General features: G+C 71.0%; 14 protein-coding genes. 3 read left to right on the top strand and 11 right to left on the bottom strand.

Annotated elements, in window-relative coordinates; genetic code table 11:
- Positions 1-2,745, top strand: coding sequence for an ATP-binding protein (locus tag SK571_RS09590; RefSeq protein ID WP_319984020.1), 2,745 nt, complete (start codon positions 1-3; stop codon positions 2,743-2,745).
- A 2-nt stretch (positions 2,746-2,747) separates the two neighbouring features.
- Positions 2,748-4,343 (top strand): hypothetical protein, encoded by a 1,596-nt coding sequence (locus tag SK571_RS09595; RefSeq protein WP_319983664.1) that lies wholly within the window; start codon positions 2,748-2,750, stop codon positions 4,341-4,343.
- Between the two features lie 148 nt (positions 4,344-4,491).
- Here SK571_RS09595 and SK571_RS09600 read toward each other — a convergent pair whose 3' ends face one another.
- Genes SK571_RS09600 through SK571_RS09640 form a run of 9 tightly spaced genes read right to left on the bottom strand, consistent with a single transcriptional unit; the run spans position 4,492 to position 14,117 of the window.
- Complete coding sequence (locus SK571_RS09600; RefSeq protein ID WP_319983665.1) at positions 4,492-5,469, bottom strand: hypothetical protein; 978 nt, start codon at positions 5,467-5,469, stop codon at positions 4,492-4,494.
- A complete protein-coding gene (locus SK571_RS09605) occupies positions 5,466-6,434 on the bottom strand; it encodes a protein phosphatase 2C domain-containing protein (RefSeq protein WP_319983666.1) in 969 nt (322 codons plus the stop codon). The genes SK571_RS09600 and SK571_RS09605 overlap by 4 nt, the downstream gene beginning before the upstream one ends.
- A 35-nt stretch (positions 6,435-6,469) precedes the next feature.
- On the bottom strand, positions 6,470-7,210 hold the full coding sequence (locus SK571_RS09610) for a vWA domain-containing protein (RefSeq protein WP_319983667.1): 741 nt from the start codon (positions 7,208-7,210) through the stop codon (positions 6,470-6,472).
- On the bottom strand, positions 7,207-8,103 hold the full coding sequence (locus tag SK571_RS09615) for a phosphotransferase (RefSeq protein WP_319983668.1): 897 nt from the start codon (positions 8,101-8,103) through the stop codon (positions 7,207-7,209). Before SK571_RS09615 ends, SK571_RS09610 begins: the two co-directional genes overlap by 4 nt.
- Positions 8,100-8,741: a vWA domain-containing protein gene (locus tag SK571_RS09620; RefSeq protein WP_319983669.1), complete on the bottom strand. Its 642-nt coding sequence runs from the start codon at positions 8,739-8,741 to the stop codon at positions 8,100-8,102. Before SK571_RS09620 ends, SK571_RS09615 begins: the two co-directional genes overlap by 4 nt.
- A gap of 19 nt (positions 8,742-8,760) precedes the next feature.
- Positions 8,761-10,467 (bottom strand): Hsp70 family protein, encoded by a 1,707-nt coding sequence (locus SK571_RS09625; RefSeq protein WP_319983670.1) that lies wholly within the window; start codon positions 10,465-10,467, stop codon positions 8,761-8,763.
- On the bottom strand, positions 10,464-10,958 hold the full coding sequence (locus tag SK571_RS09630) for a hypothetical protein (RefSeq protein WP_319983671.1): 495 nt from the start codon (positions 10,956-10,958) through the stop codon (positions 10,464-10,466). Before SK571_RS09630 ends, SK571_RS09625 begins: the two co-directional genes overlap by 4 nt.
- A 13-nt stretch (positions 10,959-10,971) precedes the next feature.
- Positions 10,972-11,373 (bottom strand): hypothetical protein, encoded by a 402-nt coding sequence (locus SK571_RS09635; RefSeq protein ID WP_319983672.1) that lies wholly within the window; start codon positions 11,371-11,373, stop codon positions 10,972-10,974.
- 14 nt (positions 11,374-11,387) lie between these two features.
- Complete coding sequence (locus SK571_RS09640; RefSeq protein ID WP_319983673.1) at positions 11,388-14,117, bottom strand: hypothetical protein; 2,730 nt, start codon at positions 14,115-14,117, stop codon at positions 11,388-11,390.
- Between the two features lie 626 nt (positions 14,118-14,743).
- On the opposite strand from SK571_RS09640, the gene SK571_RS09645 reads away from it, so the two are divergent.
- Positions 14,744-17,773: a BTAD domain-containing putative transcriptional regulator gene (locus SK571_RS09645; protein ID WP_454780181.1), complete on the top strand. Its 3,030-nt coding sequence runs from the start codon at positions 14,744-14,746 to the stop codon at positions 17,771-17,773.
- 24 nt (positions 17,774-17,797) lie between these two features.
- Here SK571_RS09645 and SK571_RS09650 read toward each other — a convergent pair whose 3' ends face one another.
- Positions 17,798-18,571 (bottom strand): ABC transporter permease, encoded by a 774-nt coding sequence (locus SK571_RS09650; protein ID WP_319983675.1) that lies wholly within the window; start codon positions 18,569-18,571, stop codon positions 17,798-17,800.
- Positions 18,568-19,518 carry an ATP-binding cassette domain-containing protein gene (locus SK571_RS09655; protein WP_319983676.1) on the bottom strand — a complete coding sequence of 317 codons (951 nt, stop codon included), beginning with the start codon at positions 19,516-19,518 and terminating at the stop codon, positions 18,568-18,570. The genes SK571_RS09650 and SK571_RS09655 overlap by 4 nt, the downstream gene beginning before the upstream one ends.
- Between the last annotated feature and the right edge of the window lie 54 nt (positions 19,519-19,572).

The raw sequence follows: 19,572 nt of genomic DNA on the forward strand, positions 1-19,572 counted from the left end.
ATGCCGCCTGCGGAAACCGCTTTGCTGACCCACCAGGTGCTCTCGGTGCCCCGGCTGGAGGGCGGGCTGCCCGAACTGCGCGGCAGGCTGCTCCCCCAGCTCGCGCTGGCGCACGCGGCACGGCGCGCCGTCGCGTGCTGCTGGATCCGCGCCAGGCCGAACGGCAGGTTCGCCCTGCTGGTGGGGGGACTCGCGGCCGACGCCGCCGTCCCGTTCCCGCCGGGCGCCAAGGGAGCACCGCTGCGGCCGGAGCAGGTCGTGCGAGCGGTGAACCGCCTGTCCTGCTGGCGCCCTGCCGAGCTGGCCCTGGACTGCCTGCGCGAGGAGACCGATGACCCGCCTCCCGTGCTGGACGACCTGTTCGCACTGCTGCCGGACCGCCCGGCCGCGCTGCTCGTCGTCGCCGAGCCGTGTCCCGCCTCCGCACTCGAAACCCGCGTCTCCGACCTGTCGGACACGGTGGCCGACCTGGAGAAGCGCCGGTCCGGGCGCGGTTCGGAACGCATCCGGCTCGCGAGGGCCGAAGCGGAGCTGACGCACTTCGACGAGGCTGCCGCGCTCGGTGCGTGGCGGCTGCGCGTGTGGACCGCGGGCGAGAACGAGAGCGTCTGCACCGCCCTCGCCGCGATGATCGGCGGCATTGACGGGCCGCTGCGGGTCAGGCCCACCGGCCCCAAGACCGACCTGCGCTGGGACGAGACCTGTGACATGGCGACGTCCGCCGTCACCGCTCTGCTGCGCCCTCCTCTGCGGGAACTGCCGGGGATCAGGGTCACCACCAGCCCGGCGTTCGACCGCACGCCGGAGACCGCTGGTGAGCTGGCGCTCGGCCGCGTGCTGGACGCGACCGACACCCCGTCGCTGCCGTTCGGCGTCGCGCTCGACAGCGTGAACCGGCACGTCTTCGTCACCGGCGCCACCGGTGCGGGCAAGTCGCAGACCGTGCGGACATTGCTGGAAGCGTTGTCCGGGCGGGGGATCCCCTGGCTGGTCGTCGAGCCGGCGAAGGCCGAGTACGCCGCGATCGCCGGCCGGATCGCACCCGCCGAGGTGCTGGTGATCCGGCCGGGCGCGCCCGACGCCGTTCCCGCCTCGTTGAACCCGCTCGAGCCGAGCTCGACGCTCGTGAACGGCCGGCGCGTGCGGTTCCCGTTGCAGACGCACGTCGACATGGTGCGCGCGCTGTTCACCGCTTCTTTCGACGCGCAGGAGCCGTTCCCCCAGATCCTCGCCCGCGCGTTGACGAGTTGCTACACGTCGCTGGGCTGGAACCTGCCGCTGGGCGCGTCGCTCACCGCGGCGTCGGGGGTGCTCCCCCGCTGGCCCACGCTGACCGACCTGGAGCGCCACAGCCTCGCCGCCGTCGACGACATCGGCTACGGGCCGGAGGTCCAGCGCAACATGCGGGGGTTCGTCGGCGTCCGGATCGGCAGCCTGCGCTCGGGCACGCCCGGCAGGTTCTTCGAGGGCGGCCACCCGCTCGACCTCGACCGGCTGCTGACCCGCAACGCCGTCTTCGAGATCGAGGACCTCGGCGACGACAACGACAAGGCGTTCTTCATCGGTTGCGTGATGCTGCGGATGTTCGAATGGCTGCGGCTGCGCGAGAAGCACGGCCTGATCGGGTCCGGACTCGCGCACGTGACGGTGATCGAGGAGGCGCACCGCCTGCTGCGGCACGTCGAGACCGGCACCGCGGCCGCCCAGGCCGTCACGATGTTCGCGAACCTGTTCGCCGAGGTCCGCGCCTACGGCGAAGGCATCGTGGTGGCCGAGCAGATCCCGGCCAAACTGCTTCCCGACGTGGTGAAGAACAGCGCCGTCAAACTCGTGCACCGACTGCCGGCCAAGGACGACCGCGACTTCGTGGGCGCGACGATGAACGTCGACGAGGACCAGTCGCAGCACGTCGTCAGCCTGCCGCCCGGCACAGCCGTGGCCCACACCGACGGCATGGACCGCCCCGTGCTGGTGGCGATCGACGCCGCGGGCAGAACACGCGAATCCCGTGCGCCGGCGGTGACCACGCCGCCGGTGCGTCCCCGCGGCCCAGCCTGCCCCTCTCAGTGCGCCTGCCCCCTGGACCGGATCGTGCGGGCCGAGCACCTGCGCGACGCGCCGTGGATCTCGCTGTGGGCGGAGGTCGCGGTGCTGGCACACCTGGTCGGCGAATCGCTCGGCGCGCTGTCGGACCCGTTCCGCTCCCGGCTGCGCGTGGTGAAGCCCTTGGTGCTCGACTGCGCGATCGCGGCAGCGGCCGACGCGTCCGCGAAGCGCCGCGGCGTCCACGTCCAGCCCTGGTACGACCCGCGCGACCTGGCGAGGCGTGTCGGTGAGGTGATGCGGGACCAGGTCGGCACCGGCGCCTCGGTCAGCGTGCCCGAACCGCGCTGGCGCATCGGCCAGTTCCGCTGGGCTCGCATCACCCGCGTTCTCGGCGCTCCACCCGGTCCCGGCGACGACCCCGCCGTCCCCCACCCCCGGACGGCGGCCTGGCACGCGGCGGGCTTCGACGTTCCCGGCGCCACCTGGGCGGACCAGCTGGCCAACGCCACCGCGAGCGCAGCCCGGGACATGGTCCCCGCGCGCGAAGCACTGGGCGGGGAGCCCTCGATCGTCGACGACCTCACCTCAGCGCTGGCCGGCGGCGACTCGCCCGCGGAACGCCTGAACCGCGCCCTCGACGTGACCGGTCTCAACTCCGCGTGGCCGGCGTTCCGGCTCCGATCCCTGTGGGAGGCGTGATCATGGAAAGGTTCCCCGGCGGCGGCCAGGAGGCACCGGAGTTCAAGCCCGCGTTCGAGCTGGAGCCACCGCCGCCCGAACAGTCCGGGCAATCCGACAGCACTCTCGAGGACGATCTCGCCCCCGCTCCCGCCACCGCCTGGCAACCGAACGCCGCCCCGGACCGGCACGCACCACACCACATCGACTCCCACTCACCACACTCCGAGAGCGAGAGCGTCCGCAGCCAGGTGCCTGAAACCGCTGCGGAGCGCCCGCAGCCGGGCCTGGCGAGCCCTCTGGGCCACACGGCGCTGAGCCTCACCCTCCAGCACGACCTCGCTCCCGCACCCGACGCCGAACCACGACCGCCCGAGCCCTCCTTCGCCAGGCAGCTCGGCCACACCGCGCTCGACCGCACGATCCACCGTGATCTCGCCCCGGCGCCCACCACCGCTTGGCAGCCCGGAACACCGCCGAGCGAGGCCTCCTCGAACGAGCACAACCGCACGTCCCCCCAGGACACCACCGACCAACTCAGCTACGACGCCCTCGACCGAGAAAGCCATCTCGACTTCGTGCCGTCGCCGGCCACCTCCACCCAACCCGAAGTCGTGTCGAGCGAAAGCCGGCCACACCGCGCTGACCCGGCTCGCCAACCCGACGACACCTCCGGCCGGCTCGACTACGCCGCACTCACCCGAACCGTCGACCAGGCTTCCGAACCGGTCACCGGCCAGGGCGAACGAACACCACGGCGCATCGGCGCCCACGTGCCGGATCCCGCAGCCGACGACCAGTCCCCAGGGCGGTCCGACCCGGAGTACAACGCTTACCGCAGATTCGCCGAGGTGATCGTCAACGGTCGCGGTCCGCAGGACGGGACGAACGACTCCACCGGCGCGATCGACGACGGCGCTGACGATCCCGCGATCGCCCGGAAACGCCTGGACGGTCACAGCCGGATCCAGATGGCACGGGAGATCGAGAACGTCGAGATCAGTGGAAGCCCGAACGACGACGTCGACCGTTGGCTTCCACAGGCCCGCAACGACCTCGGCATCCAGAACACCTGCGGCATCACCGTGGTGAGCAAGATGGCCGAAAGACTCGGCGTGCAGACGTCCGAGACCCAGCTCGTGCACACGGCGCTACGTGAAGGACTGTGCGACACGCGGAGCGACGACGCCAAGGAGTGGGGCGGGGTCACCTCGGCACAGCAGGTCGAGCTGCTCAGATCCGTCGGCCTCGACGGCGACCGCCGGCGTGGCGGGACCACCGACGAGCTGGCCGAGCTCGTCAAGGAGGGATACATCGTCTCGATCGAGGTCAACGCCCGGGACATGATCCACCGGACCGATCCCCGATTCCCCGAGGAACTGCTGCCCAACACGGACGAACTGCCGCCGCGCAACCACGTCTGGTACCTCACGAACGCCGTCGAGCTCGTGCACCACCCAGCCGCCGTCGACGAGATGCGGGAGCCGATCGGGCTCGTCGGTCATGATCCGACGGGAAGGCCCGGAGTCATGCTGCCCGTCGAGCTGCTGCAGGAGATCTGGGAGCGCAACGGCGGGTACTACCTGATCGCGCACCGCCCCGCGCCGGACCCGGTCTGAACACGGTCGTGCCGATGAACTGCGCGCCGGACACCGTGATCTCGGTCAGGCCCAGCGGAGACCGCCCGCCCGACGCGTTCGCACGGACGCGCAGCCATTCGTTCTCGGCGAAAACCACCGGGCTGGGATGCGCAGTGCGAAGCCCGGTTCACGTGGCCGGCACCCACTGCCCGGTGGCGGGGTCCCGCCGCCAGCCGCTCGTGACCATCGGAGGCCGGGGTTCCGATGGCCGCGCGGCGAGCATCGGAGCGACCGCGGTGGACGTGCGGCGCGGTGTGCGCAGGGCGAGGTAGCTGTACCAGGCCGACGCGGCGGGGCGGTCCTTCGCACGGGCGGACAGCGAGCGGACGAGCAGCTCCCAGCCCTCGGCGTCGAACAGCCGGCGCACCCGCTCCGGGGCGCGGGCGGTGGACGCCTGCGGGCCTGGGCTCAGCACCCGCAGCACGAACAGCGCCAGCTTGTACACATCGGTGGCCTGGGTGAGCACCACGCCCTCCGGCGGGTCCCAGTCCGGTGCGCTGAGCTGGCGGACGACCGCCGCACTGCCCCGGATGCGGACGGCGTCGCAGTCCACCAGCATCACCGTCGGTTCCGGGGTGAGCCGGAACAGCTCGTTCTTCGCGTTGAGGTCACCGAAGACGATTCCCTTGGCGTGCAGGAACGACAGCGCGCCGGCCAGGTCGCGGCACACCGCGAACCGGTCGGCGCCCGTCAACGACGGCATGCCGAGGCGAGCGGCGAGTTCCGGTGCCACGAAGAGGTTCTGCGCCTCCCGCGGGTCGCGACTCGGCCTGCCGCTGGGCAGTGTTCGCCGCTGGAAGAAGGAATCCGGGATCAACGGCATCAACACTCCGACGATCCGGCCCTGGGAGCGCACCACCCGCGCCGGCCAGGCCGCGATGGTGTCGAGCCGCTGCCGGTCCCTGACGTCCATCGCGCTGCGCACCCGCACGATCGCCCGGAAGCCGTGGGGTGCCGACTGCTGACCCAGGTAGGCCTTGTACGCCAGAGGGCCGGAGACGTCGGGCAGGGTCAGGCCGGGCACGAGGTACACGACCGCCTGCCCGCCCTTGCCGATCCGGTCGCCCAGCTGCCCCAGCTCCGCCAGGTCGACCTCGTCGTTCATGACCGGCGCACCGGCCACACCGCCACGACAGTGCGGTCGTCGTCGTAGGTGCGCCGGGCGAAGTTCGCCTGTGAGGCGAACGTGAGCGCCTCCGGTGGTTCTCTCCAGGACGCGGCGAGGAACTGGCCGACCTCCCCCGAACCCGCGCCCAGTGCGTCACCGACGCCGTCGGTCATCAGCACGAGCGCCTCACCCGGCGCGATGCTGGTCTTGACGGCTGCGGGAAGCTCGTGCGGCACCAGGGGAATCGCGTCCGTGGCGGACGACGCGATCACGCTCCCCTCGTTCTTCACCGGCTGCAGAGCGATCCACGGCCGTTCGTCGTCCGGACGCAGCACCCACGCCGACGAGTCGCCGAACGGCATCACGTACGCCGGCAGGAACCCGTCCTCGTCCGGTGTCAGCCCGACCACGGCGAACAACGCCGTCGTCGCGAGCGTTCCGGCCACGTCGACCCGGTCCCCCAGGCCGAGCTCGGCCTGGGCGTAACGCACGACCTCGTCAGCGAGCCGGTGCAGCAACGCGGTCCAGTCGATCCGTGATGGGTCGTCCTGCCCCAGAAGGGCCGACAACGCCCGGCAACCCGACCTGACGACGATCTGGGCGGCGATGTGCGAGTGCGTGCCCTGGGCGACCCCGTCGGCCACGGCGATCACGAGCCACCGGCGGTCCGGGGACACCAGGAACCCGTACTCGTCCTGGCAGACCTTGCCGTAGTAGCGGTTCTTCAGCCCCCGCACGCACGCGGCACGCAGGTCGGCCACCGGTGATTCCACCGCGGGCAGACGAACGCCGTCCACCAGGAAGTCGTTGCGGAACAGGAACCTCGCGTCCCACTCGGTCACCACCGTGCTCGCCGCCCTGCCCGGATCACCGACCGCGCACGGTCGCGCGCCCTCTTCCCACTCCACCGGTTCCTCCTCCGTGGCCGCCTCGGGCCCTGCCGCGTGTCTGCCAGGGGACATCAGGTTCTCCTCGTCGCGCCGCGTTCGTCCTCCGCTCACAGGAAATCGTCGTCGTCCGCGCCGTAGGAGTTGATCCCGGCGGGGAGTTGGGCCGTGGTCGGCAGGACGATGCCGGACGAGCCTCCCGCCATCACGTTGCCCGAGTTCACCACGCTGGAGACGAGAATCTCGGCCATCGCCCTGATCGCCTCGGCGGGCGTGTTCCCCTTGTCCATCATGAACATGCGCATCTGCTTGCCGCCGGTCGACGGATGGATCAGCTGCTGCATCACCCGCGGATCCGCCTGCGCCACGCCGAACGGGATGAAGTTGGGGTACATCGGGAACCCGGTGCCGCTCTGCCGGTCGTACTCCGTCAGCTGTGCGAAAGCGTCGCGCCACTCGTGGTCCTCGTCGGTCGGAGCACCGTCGCTCAGGAAGAACACGGCCGGCCGGTGCACGCTGTAGTGGTCGCCCTTGAGCTGGGCGACGTCGTCCTCGATCGTCTTGCGCAGCATGCGGAACGCGGCCGCGTACGAGGTCCCGCCCCGCACCGCGAGTCCCGGCACCGTGAGCGACGGTTCGAGGATGTCGCACAGGGGCAGCAGGACCTGCGCGTCGTCGGAGAAGTCGACGAGGCAGAACCGGACCTTGTCGCTCAGGATCGGGTTCTGCCCGAGCGCGTCGAGCAGTGTGGGCATGATGTCGTTGGCCGCCACGATGTTCTCGCCGTCCATCGAGTACGAGACGTCGATGACGACGTAGAACGGCAGGAGTTTGGCTTTGTCTTCACTCATCGGGTGGTCACGCCTTCCGGCCTGGTGGGTGTGCGGAGTTCGGCGGCCCGGCGGAGCAACGGCTCCGGCCAGGCGGAGATCGGGGGTCTGCTGCCCGGCTCGGCGCGCAGCGACGCCCGCAGCAGCGGCATCAGCCCCCGGCCCAGCACCTCCGCAGCGCCTTCCGGGTCCCTGGTGTGGAAGTTCCTCGCCACGGCGCGCAGCACGACCAGGGCGGACTTGTACACGTCGGACTGCTGGTTCTGCGTGCCGGGGAACAGCGGGTCGTCCCAGCCAGGGGAGTTGGGCTGTGGTGAGACGGGGTCCGCGCCTCCCAGCCGGACGCCGTCGCAGTCGACCAGGTACACGGCGGGCTCGGGCTCGGCCCGCCACAGCACGTTCTTCACCGACAGATCGCCCAGTACGACACCGTGCCGGTGCAGCATCGCCGCGACCTCGGTGCAGTGCGCCAGCACCCGCAGCCGGGTGACGGTGTCGGGGTCCTCGATCCCCCTGCGCCGCAACAACGCCGCGTCCGCGATGAGGAACTGCAGTTCCCGCAACGTGGCCGTGCTGCCGCCGCCGGGCATGCGCAGGTCGAACGTGAAGTCCGCCGGCACCCGCGGCAGCAGTGCGCCGACGGCTCGATCGCCGGAGACCAGCACCGCCCGGGGCCAGCACGCCACGGCGTCCAGCGCCGCCGCGTCCACAGAGGACATCGACCGGCGCAGGGCGACGAGCCGGGTGAGCGAGGCCGGGTTGATCGCGATGCCGTCGTGGTAGCGCTTGATCACGAGGTCCCGCACGGGCAGCCCGCCGATCGCGAGCACCTCGGTGACCCGGCCCTGCCCGCCTTCGCCGAGGAGCGCACCCTCGGCGACATCGGCCGCCCGCACCACGTTTCCACGACTCACAGCACGTCCACCTCGTCGAACCCGGCGGGCACGCCCTTGGGCAGCACGGGGGCGCCCGCGGTGCCCGAGGCGACGACGCTGCGGATCACGATGTCGGCGATCCCCGCGATGGCGTTCTCCACGACCTCGCCGGACCGGGCGGCGAAACACCTCGTCGTCGCCACGCGGGCGAGCGTCGCGGCGTTGGCGTCTCCGATGGCGAACGACACGATCTCGGGCCGCCACGGCGAGGCCGGGTCGAGCAACCGCCGGTGCGCGGCCTGCCACTCGGAGCGGCTGTCGGTCGGCTCACCGTCACTGATGAAGAACACCATCGGCCGCCACACCCCGAACTCGTCGGCGGCGAGCTGGGCGACGTCCGCCTCGATCGTCGAGGAGAGCAGCCGGAACGCCGCGGTGTAGCTGGTGAGTCCCGCCGGCGCGAGCGGCGGGATCTCGTCGATCGTCGCGATGTCGCACAACGGGAGCACCACCCACGCCGAGGTCGCGAACCCAAGCACGCCCACCCGCGCGGTGTCGCTGACGACCGGGTTCGCCCAGATCGCGTCGCGCAACGCGGTGACGGACCCGCGCAGGGCCGTGGTGCGGTCGCCGGCCGCCATCGAGGCGGACAGGTCGCACACCAGGTAGATCGGCACGATCCGGCACTCGGCGTGGTCAGACGAGGAGATAGGCGTACGGGCGCAGAGCACTGGAGAGCGCCTCCTTGCACTCGTCGGCACCCGCGCCCGTGGCGCTCTCCAGGTCCGCGCAGATCGCCTCGATGCGGGCCGCCTCGTCGTCGTCCACGAACGGGATGACCTTCGACCTCGCCCTCGTGGTCAGCGCCGCGACCTCCGGGTCGGCGGCGTGCGAGGCGACCTGGCGGGGCGTGGCGCCGTTCACCGCGCCGGTGTCGATCGTGACGCTGACCCGCTTGGCGAGCTCGACGAGCTTCGACCTGTCCTTGGTGACGCCCCACGAGACGTCGTCGCGCAGCAGCACGGTGCCGGTCCTTATGTCGGTCACGACGATGTGCAGGATGCCGTCGACGTTGTACTCGTAGGTGATGGTGAAGGCGTTCTCGGTGATGCCGCGGTCCGGGTCGACCGAGATGTCCCACTCGCGCAGGATCACGTTGTCGTCGTGGTCGACGCCCTTCTCGGGATCTCCCTCGATGACCCGGATGCGCACCTCCTTCTGCCCTTGGGCCGCCGGGTGGTAGGTGTCGGTCGCCTTGGCGGGCAGCTGGTGGTTGCGCGGGATCAGCACGCTGAAGTGAGCGCGCTGGTGGTCGTCGTGCACCACGGTCCCGAGCGCGTGCTCGGTCGCGACGAAGAAGTCCTTGTCCAGCTGTCCCATCAGGATCGCCGATGCGATGGCCGCGCCCTGCGCGACGGCCGTCATCGGGTCGCAGCCGCCCGCGGGTTCGCGGCCGAGCATCTCCGACACCATCGTGCGGGCGGCGGGGATCTTGCTGCTGCCGCCGACCATCACCAGCTGGTCGATCGACGCGGGGCTGATCGACAGGTCGGCGAGGCACTGCTCGATCGGGCGGCGAACCTCGTCGAGGTGCGTGCTGATCGCCTTGACGAACATCGCCCGCGTGACCGGGAGGTACCGGCCGTCGGGCAGTTTCATGTTCACCTCGTCCTGCGTGGACAGCAGGATCTTGGCGCGTTCCACCTCCAGCCGGAACTGCGCCTCCTGCACCGGGCTCCACGACGGGCGCACCGGCAGCGCGTCCATCACCGCCTGGCCGAACGCCACGTCGAGGTCGATGCCACCGCTGCGCGGGATGCCCTTCGACGCGCGCTCGATGAAGACGCCTTCAATGGTCTCGAGCACCGTCACGTCGAGCGTGCCGCCGCCCCAGTCGAACACCAGCACGTTCTGGTCCCGGGTCGCGTCCACCGAGTACGCCATGGCGGCGGCGGTCGGCTCGTTCAGCAGGGCCTGCACCTCGATGCCGGCGAGGCCCGCGCAGAGCTTGGTGCGGAACCTCGCGAGCCCGCGGCTGTTCGCCGGGATCGTCACGACCGCGCGGTCCACGGTGATGCCCGGCGAGGCGCCCCGGATGTGCCCGAACAGCAGCGCGGCGGCTTCCTCGACGGACGCGGTGTGGCCACCGATCTCGACGAACTCCTCCGTCGCGAACAAGCGTTTGACGGCCTCGAGCTTGCCGCTGCCCATCTTCTTGCCGAGCCACCCGAACCTGGTCTCACCGGAGGGCTCGATCCCGAGCACCGAAGGCATGACCTTGTCGAAGCCCATGTCGGCCCAGTCCTGCGGCGGCGCGTCGATCGGCAGGACGTCCACCGATCTGCCGTTCCACTGGGCCAGGACGGAGTTCGTCGTGCCGAAGTCGATTCCGAACGGGTTCACGACCGCACCTCTTCCTGGTCGCCGGCGTCCACGCGCCGGTGCGCACCGAGATCCACAGTGGACTTGACTCGTTCCGCCTGGCCCATCACGATCGGCCGCCCGGTGATCGCGTCGACGTAGGCGAACCGCAGCACGCGCAGCTCGTCGCCCTCACCGCCGAGCACGTCGTAGTACCGGTCGTCGGTGGCGTCGTGGACCATGACCAGACCCGACTGGCCCATCCACTCGCGCACGAGGTCCGGCAACGCCTCCACGTGCCCGGATCCGACCGCGTCGGCGAACCGGGCGAGCTGGTGCAGGTGCTGCATCCGGCTGCCCGCGGCGGCGACCACCTGCTTGCGCAGCCCGTCGTACGCCTCGGCCGACAAGCCGGAGGACGGGTCGCGCACGATCGTGGCGACCTCGATCTTGTCGATCGACCGGCTGATGCCGTCGACCATCTGCTCGAGCCGCTCCAGCCGTGCTGCAGCTTCCCTGGTCCTGCGGGTCATCGACTGTCCTCTCCTACCGGGTGTATCCGTCGTCGAACTGCGTCAGCCGGGGTGTGATCGCCCCCAGCAGCTCCCAGAGGTCGTCCGCGAGCCAGTCCTCGAGAACGTCCACATCGGACTCGCTGACCTCGGTCGCGCGAGCCAGCGGACGCGGGGCCGGGGCGAACGCACCGGTGCTGCCCGGCCGGAAGACCTGGGGGTTGGCCGGCACGCGGAACTGGTCCACGGCGTCGGCCGGATCGTGGTCGCGTTGCTGGATCTCGTGCAGAGCCCGGTTGAGGTCCTCGATGGAGACCGCCGCTTCACCGCCCGCCCGCCGCATCCTCCTGGCGGCGCGGGCGAACGACCGGCGGGCGACCGCGGCGTCGGCGCCGTAGTCCACGCCCAGCAACAGGTACGGGTTGTGGTTGTCCATGGCCTGCCCTCCTGTCAGTTGCCCAGCACGCGGCGGGCCTTGGTCTCGAGCTCGCGGACGTGGTCGAGCAGGTCCATCAGCAACGCCCGCAGGTCCTCGCTGTCCGCTCCGCGCAGCCACGGCGTCAGCTGTTCGCGCACCCGTGTGCACATGTCCACGGTCTCGGCGACCTCGTGCCGCCCGGCGAACCAGGCGCTGCTGCCCGTCTGGGCCTGGTCGAGCAACTCGAGCGCGGCGTTGTAGATGTCGATCCGCGCCTCGACCTCGCGCGCCCGCGCCTTGTAGAGGTTGAGCCCGATGCGGCGCTGGGCGAGGTCCAGCAGGGAGCCCACCTTCGCGCGCTCGTCCTCCGGCAGCGCGGCAGCGGCTTGGCGGGCAGCCGTGTAGGAGTCGACGAGCGAGCCCGCGATCTCCTCGTCGCGGAACGACAGGTGGTAGGTCAGGGTCCCCACGCCCAGCAGCAGCAGGCAGGTCTGGTCGAACCGGCTCAGACCGGTCACCTGCCGGGCGAGCGCGAGGGCGACGACGCCGGCGACGTTGTCCGGGTCGTCGATGTGCTCGATCAGGAACTCCTTCGTCTGTTCCACCAGGTCGTCGCGTTCCTGACGGATCCAGTCCGGGGCGGAGTCCCAGTCGGTGATCGTGGCGAGCACGTTCACGATCGCCGTGTACGCGTCCTCGCTCGCCTTGGCCCGGAAGAACACCGCCTCGAGCGAACCGGTGTGCGGCGAGGCGGCGAGGCTTCGCGGTGCGCGCAGCCACTCCGCGTCGAAGCGGGAGAGGACGCGGGCGACCTCGCGGAACTCCTCCAGGCTGATCGGCTGCGTGATGATGGTGCGCAACGGTTCGCGCAGCATCGCGGGCAGTTTGTTCGCCTCGACGTCCTCGCCGTCCCAGATCTTCGAGCCGTCGCTCTGCCACATGCGCAGTGCGCGCATCGCCGCGTTGGCCCGCATTGCCTGGGACGGTGCTTCGCGCACGACCCTGGTCAGGTGCCGGGCGGCCAGCTCACGGTCGAGGTGCGTCGCGACGACGGCGATGTTGGCCAGCAACGCCACCGAGTACTCGCCCTCGATCGCGACTTCGAGCTCGTTCAGCGCCGTTCCATGTTCACCGAGGTGGTGCAGGGCGCACGCCAGCAGGTTGTGCGCCTCGTCCCGAATCGCCTCGTCCGTCGCGTGCGAAAGACAACCGCGTGCCTCCCGCGCGGCACCTGCCCAGTCGGCGAGGAACAGCCGTTCCCGCGTCGCCACCAGGGAAAGCCAGTCGGCGAAAGCCGGGAACCGCTGCCGCACGGACTCACCGCGCAGCAACGCGCCTGCGTTGAGCACGGTCGCGAGCGGCTGCCACGTCGTGCGGTCGGCCAGCACCACCTCGTCCAGCGCGGCGGCCGCCTCCCCGGACTCCGCCGCCCGCCGCAGCCCGGTGGCCAGCCTGCCGACGACATCGGCGTGCTCCGGCAGCGTCTCGTCGATCCGCACGTCGTCGAACCTGTTGTGCGTCAGGGCGTCCAGGGCGCGCAGGTGCCTGCCCATCGCGCTGTCGGGCGCTCGCTCCCCCGCGTCCGCCACGCCGCGTTCGTGAGCGCGACGGACGCTCTCGTCCACGTGGCCGACCTGGGTGACCTGCTCGTCCGTGAGGTCCTGCGGGGTTGTCCTGGCCAGCAGGTAGGCAGCGTCGTCCGGGTTCCGGTTCAGGCCGTGGACCTGGTGGGCGGTCAGGACTCCCGCGTCGATCAGACCGTCCACGACCGCGAGCGGGGCGGCGTCGAGGTCGCTCCCGGCGATGAGGGCGGAATTGGCCCGGGGCGAGCTGTGCACGGCCGCGACCCGGCCGCGGGCTCCGAGCAGCCGGGCGTGCTCCGGTCTGATCTCCGGCAACGGGGCGGTGGCGAGCGCGAGGACGGGAGCGGGCGCGTTGACCAGCCCGGCCAGCATCGCGACGTCCTCGCGGCGGCGGCCCGGTGTGCACGGGGTGATGCGCAGAACGCGCTGGACGACACCGGCGAGCGGCTCGGTGTCCGCAAAGGCCGCCAGCGACGGTGCAAGTCGCTGGGCCGCGTCACGAACCCGGTGCAGTCCGGCCGCGAACACCGCGAGCACCGCGATCTTGTGCCGGTACCTGTCCGCGGGCAGCACCGCTGCCGCGTCGACCACGTCCGCGACGTCGTCGCGCCGGGCGGCGGAGACGAGCCGCAGCCAGGCCTGTTCAGACTCACCGAGTCCGCAGTGACCGGTCAGCTCGGCGTGCCCGAGGGTCATCAGGTCCAGCGCGAGGCGGCGACCGAAGCCGGGGTGTGACCGGGCGTGCGCGAAGGCGCGGTCGAACAGGACCGAGGACGACCACGGCAGACTGAGCTGCGACGACTCCAGGGCGAGCGCGGCCCGCAGCACGGCTGCGGCCGGGCTCAGCCAGTTGTTCCCGTTCTCGGGCAACGAAAGCGGCGCGGGCTTCAGCGTGCTCACATCACGGTGCTCGACCTTGCCGTCGTGCAGGAGGAAGAGCGGGCCGTCCGCGCTCGTGCCGATGCGCATGGCATGGCGCTTTCGCAGCATCTTCCGGTACTCGAACACGTCGCCGAGGACGTCGTGCGGTGGCGCCGCGAGAAAGTCGATCGGGCTTCCGCACTGCGAGCACGGCCCGTCCGCGCTCATGTCCACACCGCACGCCACGCACATGCGTGCCGGAGTGGACAGCAACGCCGCGAGGTGCGTCTGCCCGGCCATGCCGGTCAGCCGGGTCACCTCGCCGAGGTCAGGCCCCTGCCGTCGTCCGGGCCGGGGCACCGGTGCCGGCGTCGGGCCAGAGGGCGCCGGAGCGCTCGCCACCACGACCGCGTCAGCCGGGAGACCGCAGTTCCCGCAGAACCTGTCTCCGATTTCTCCCGGCGCCGAGCAGCCGCGGCAAGAAGTGCTCCGCTGCCCGGAGACAGCGGGTCCAGTCAGAACGTTCAGGCTTTCTCCGGGCACGGTTCGTCCTCTCCGCTCAGCACAGCGACACGATGGTCGACAGCAACAAGGACTTCGTCCCTTTTCTGTCCAGAAATTCGCTGCGAGATGCCCACTTCCGCAGATAACACCAGGTCAGTTCGATCCAACGGCCTGCATTGCACATTCCGTCGACCATTTTCGAAGACAACGCACGACCGCCCCGGCAGCGCTCGCTCGTGTTTCATGACGTCCAGGCGCCAATGTGATCGAGCCGCCGTCGCCGAGCGTTACTCCGGACTACGACGAATTCGCTCCGTCACCCGTTCAGACCCTCCTGTCCTCGCGCCAATAGGAAAAGCGAATCGAATTCCTTGATCAGCTGGCATCGCCGGGCGGCCGGTTCGGCACACCGCCGCGAGCACGTCTGGAAAGCTGGTGGTGTGCGCGTGGCATTGCTGGGCCCGACGACCGTCGAGACCGAGGACGGCACACCGGTCGACATCGGTGGTGCCCGCGTCCGCATGCTCGTCGCACGCCTCGCGCTCGACCCGGGCCGCCCGGTGCCGACGACGACGCTGATCGACGACCTCTGGGGCGAGCAGCCGCCGGCCGACGCCGTGAACGCGCTGCAGTCGCTCGTGTCGAGGCTGCGCAAGGTCTGCCCGGTCGCGCTGGAGCCGGGCGGCTACCGGCTGGGTGTGGCGACGGAGGACGTCGACGTCTTCCGGTTCGAACGGCTGCGCGGCGCCGGGCGGCTGGACGAGGCGCTCGCGCTGTGGCGTGGTGACGCGCTGGCCGACGTGCGGGAGGCGCCGTTCGCCGCGCCGACGGCCGCGCGGCTCGAGGAAGCACGCCTGTCCGCGCAGGAGGACCGCGGTGAGCTCGACGTCGCCGCGCTGACCGCGATGTACGAGAAGCACCCGTTGCGGGAACGCCTGGCCGGGCTGCTGATGCGGGCGTTGTGCGCGCAGGGCAGGCAGTCCGACGCGCTGCACGTCTACGCCGAGGTCCGCGGCAGGCTCGCCGACGAGCTGGGGGTCGATCCCTCGCAAGAGCTGCAGGACGTCCATCTCGCGGCGGTGCGCGGAGAACTGGGGCCGCGGGCGGTGGTCGACCGGTTGCCGGTGCGGCTCACCAGTTTCGTCGGGCGCGACGACGAGCTCGCGGAGATCGCCGGGCTGCTCGCCGGGGCCCGGCTGGTGACGCTGGTCGGGCCGGGCGGCGCGGGCAAGACGCGGCTCGCCACCGAGGTGGCGGCGCGGCATCCGTTGCACGGCAAGGGCCGCGTGTGGTTCGCGGCGCTGGCCGGTGTCCGGGCGGCGGAGGACCTCGCCGGTGCGGTGCTCAGCGCGTTCGAGGTGACGTTCGCCGGGGATCCGCGGCGGCGGGCCAGCGAGGGCATGAACCGGATCGCCGAGGTGCTCGGCGCCGGGGAGTCGTTGCTGGTGCTGGACAACTGCGAACACCTGATCGGGGCGGCGGCCGAGTTCACCACCGAGCTGCTGCGCCGGGTGCCGAACCTCCGCGTGCTCGCGACCAGCAGGGAACCGCTCGCGATCGACGGCGAGTCGCTGTGCCCGATCGGCCCGCTCGCGGTGCCCAACGGTCAGGCAGACGTGTCCGCGTTCGGCGCGGTGCGGTTGTTCCTCGACAGGGCGAGCGCGGTGAAGCCGGCGTTCCGGCTCGACGGGTCCACTGTGGACGACGTGAAGCTGATCTGCCGCAGGCTCGACGGCATGCCGCTCGCGCTGGAGCTGGCGGCGGCGCGGCTGCGGTCGATGACGGTCCGGCAGATCACCCAGCGCCTGGACGACCGGTTCCGGCTGCTCACCTCGGGCAGCCGCACCGCGCTGCCGCGCCAGCGCACGTTGCGCGCGGTCGTCGAGTGGAGCTGGGACCTGCTGACCGAGGAGGAGCTGCTGCTGGCCCGGCGGTTCGCGGTGTTCCCCGCCGGCGCCGACCTCGCCGCGATCGAGGCCGTCTGCCTGCCGGACCCGTTCTACGTGCTCACGTCACTGGTCGAGAAGTCCATCGTGGACGTCATCGAGATCGAGGGCGAGCCGCGGTACCGGATGCTGGAGACGATCAGGGTCTACGCCGACGAACAGCTCGAGGCGTCCGGCGAGAAGCGGGAGGTCGTCGGACGGTTCCGGCACTACTACCGCGAACTGACCGCGCGCTGGGAGCCGCTCACCCGTACCGCGCGGCAGCTCGAGGCGATCGACGTCTACGAGGCGGAGCAGGACAACGTCGTGGCGGCGTTGCGCGGGGCGATCGACGACCGCGAGGTCGAGCTGGCGGCGGACCTGCTCGGTGGCACGTTCTGGTACTGGCTGGTCAAGGGCGACAACGAGCGCGCGGAGATGTCGGTGCGCGACGTGCTCGCGCTCGGCGACCTGCTGCCGGCCGACCGCTTCGCCACGTTCCGGGCCATGCAGCTCATCATGGCCGCCGTGCCCGGGGTGACGGACGCGGAGGAGGCGGCAGCGGTCATCGAGAGCTGCGTGAGCTCCGGCGCCGTCCAGAAGTACCCGTCACTCGCGATCGCGCTGCCCATGCTCGCGTTCCTCAGCCAGAACACCGAACTGGCGCGGCGCGAGGTGAAGCGGGCGGCGGCGAGTGAGGATCCGTGGGCCAGGGCGGGCGCGGAGTGGGCACACAGCTTCATGCTGGTCGACGACGGTGACCTGGAAGGCGCGGAACAGGCCCGCGACCGCGCGTACGACCAGTTCACGGCCATCGGCGACCGGTGGGGTTCGGCGATGACGCTCGGCATGAAGGCCGCGTTCGTCTCGCACACAGGTGACAACCAGGCGGCGATCGACCTCTACCAGCGCGGTCTGGAGGTGGCGACGGAACTGCGGTCGCAGGACGACGCCATACAGCAGCGGTGGCGGCTCGCGGTCGAGTACGCGCGCATGGGTGATCACGGCGCGGCCGCGCGCGAGGTGGTCGCGGCGGAGCAGTTCGTCAGGGACGTCGGCAACGACCAGCTGTCCACGATGCTCGACTACGCGAAGGCCGAGGTCGCGCTGCGCGCGGGCTGGACCGAGGAGGCACGCGCGCTGAGCATCAAGTTCAAAGAGAGCGCCATCGCGTCGTCCGTGCTCGGGACGTTCGTCACGGAGTGGGTGGCGATGCTCGACGCGCGCATCGCGATCGCCGACGGCAGGTTCGACGACGCCGAGGCGTCCGCCGCGGTGGCCGTCCAGACGACGTCCGAACGCGGCGACATGCCGGATCTCTCGACGGTGGCGGAACTCCTGGCCCAGGTGCGGCACCGGCAGGGCCGCGACGACGCCGCGCGGCGGTTGATGGAGCTCGCCCAGCTCATCCGCGGGCGGCTCGACATGGGCGATCCGGACGTGCGGCACCTCGTCGCCGAACTGGGTGAGCCCGCACCACTGACGATCACCAAAGCCGAGGCGCTGCAACGGGTGCGCGAAGAGGCGGGCCTCAGCACCGGCTGAGACCCGCCTCTGGTTCGGGTGAGGTCACACGCGCTTGCGGTAGGCCCACATCGCCAGCGGGAAGAACACCGCGACCGCGCCGGCCATCCAGATCAGCGATCCGGCGAGCGGCCCGGCGACAGCGCCGCCGTTGAGCAGCCCGCGCAGCGCGTCCGACAGCAGGCTCACGGGGCTGATGTCCGCCCACGCCTTGAGCCAGCCCGGCATCGTCGAGGTGCCGACGAACACGTTGCTGCCGAACGTCAACGGCATGATCAGCACGATCATGATGCCCTGCACGGCCTGCGGGGTCTTGAGCAGCATGCCCACGAACACCGACGCCCAGCAGAAGCACAGCCCGAACGCGATCGCGAGCCCCGCCGCGATCAGCAGTTCCACCGGACCCGTCTGGATCCGGTAGCCCATGACCGTGGCGATGATCAGCAGCACCACGACGCACACCACGTACCGCACGACGTCCGCCAGCACCGCGCCCACCAGCGGCGCCGACCTCGCGATCGGCATCGCGCGGAACCTGTCGAAGACGCCCTTGGAGACGTCGGTGTTCAGCTGGACACCGGCGGTCATGCTGGCCTGCAGGATGTTCATCACCAGGATGCCCGGCACCAGCATCTGCAGGTAGGCGTCGGTGTTCCCGGCGAGAGCGCCACCGAAGAGGTAGGTGAACATCACGAGCAGGATGATGGGCGCGATCGTCACGTCCGCCAGCTGCTCCGGATTCTTGCGGATCTTGAGGATTCCCCGCCAGGCCAGCGCGAAGCCGTGGCGCACTCCCCTGTCCAACGCGATCGTGCTCATACCAGGCTCCCTTCGTTCCGCTTTCCGGTGAGCGAGAGGAAGACCTCGTCGAGCGAGGGCAGCCGCAGCGCCAGTTCGTCCGCGGTGATGCCGGCATCGTCGAGCTTGCGGACCAGGGTGGACAGCAGCACCGGGTCGTTCACCGGCGCCGTCAGCAGTCCCGTGTCGTCGTCGCGAGTCGGCCGGACACCGGTCAGGTCACCGAGAATCCGGTACACCGCGTCGAGATCGCGCAACGACGTCGGCCGCACCTGCAGCGTCTGCCCGCCCACGCGCCGTTTCAGCTCGTCGGGCCTGCCCTCGGCCACGACGCGGCCATGGTCGAACACCGTGATCGAGTCCGCGAGCTGGTCGGCCTCCTCCAGGTACTGCGTGGTGAGCAGGACCGTCACGCCGTTCGCGACGAGCTTGCGCACCACCGCCCACACCTCGTTGCGGGCGTGCGGGTCCAGCCCGGTGGTCGGCTCGTCCAGGTACAGCACGGACGGGTTGCCGACCAGGCTGGCCGCGAGGTCGAGCCGCCGGCGCATACCTCCCGAGTACGTCTTGGCGGCCCGCCCCGCGGCGTCGGTGAGCTCGAACTGCTCCAGCAGCTCGGCCGCCCTCGCCCGCGCCCCCGCACGGGAGAAGTCCAGCAGGCGGGCCAGCAGGACGAGGTTCTCCGTCCCGGAGAGGTCCTCGTCCACCGACGCGTACTGGCCGGTCAGCCCGATCAGCGACCGGACCGCCCTCGGGTCCTTCAGCACGTCGTGGCCGTGGACCGTGGCGTGCCCCGCGTCCGGGCGCAGCAACGTGGCCAGCACCCGCACCGCCGTGGTCTTGCCCGCGCCGTTCGGCCCGAGCACCCCCACGACCTTCCCCTCCGGCACCTCGAGGTCGACGCCGTCCAGCGCCTTGGTCTCCCCGTAGTGCTTGACCAGGCCTTCAGCCCTGATCGCGAGTGCCATCGTTCCTCCCTCGTGTTCAGGAGGAACTGTGCGCCGCCCCGCTGGCAGATCGCG

Origin of the sequence: Lentzea kristufekii, assembly GCF_033949925.1 — a bacterium.
GTDB classification, from domain to species: Bacteria; Actinomycetota; Actinomycetes; order Mycobacteriales; family Pseudonocardiaceae; genus Lentzea; species Lentzea kristufekii.

Bases quoted from the DNA above. Each gene is read 5' to 3' on its own strand.
- SK571_RS09630 (WP_319983671.1), bottom strand. From the start codon at position 10,958: ATGACCCGCAGGACCAGGGAAGCTGCAGCACGGCTGGAGCGGCTCGAG.
- SK571_RS09595 (WP_319983664.1), top strand. From the start codon at position 2,748: ATGGAAAGGTTCCCCGGCGGCGGCCAGGAGGCACCGGAGTTCAAGCCC.
- SK571_RS09610 (WP_319983667.1), bottom strand. From the start codon at position 7,210: ATGAGTGAAGACAAAGCCAAACTCCTGCCGTTCTACGTCGTCATCGAC.
- SK571_RS09655 (WP_319983676.1), bottom strand. From the start codon at position 19,518: ATGGCACTCGCGATCAGGGCTGAAGGCCTGGTCAAGCACTACGGGGAG.
- SK571_RS09590 (WP_319984020.1), top strand. From the start codon at position 1: ATGCCGCCTGCGGAAACCGCTTTGCTGACCCACCAGGTGCTCTCGGTG.
- SK571_RS09605 (WP_319983666.1), bottom strand. From the start codon at position 6,434: ATGTCCCCTGGCAGACACGCGGCAGGGCCCGAGGCGGCCACGGAGGAG.
- SK571_RS09650 (WP_319983675.1), bottom strand. From the start codon at position 18,571: ATGAGCACGATCGCGTTGGACAGGGGAGTGCGCCACGGCTTCGCGCTG.
- SK571_RS09600 (WP_319983665.1), bottom strand. From the start codon at position 5,469: ATGAACGACGAGGTCGACCTGGCGGAGCTGGGGCAGCTGGGCGACCGG.
- SK571_RS09635 (WP_319983672.1), bottom strand. From the start codon at position 11,373: ATGGACAACCACAACCCGTACCTGTTGCTGGGCGTGGACTACGGCGCC.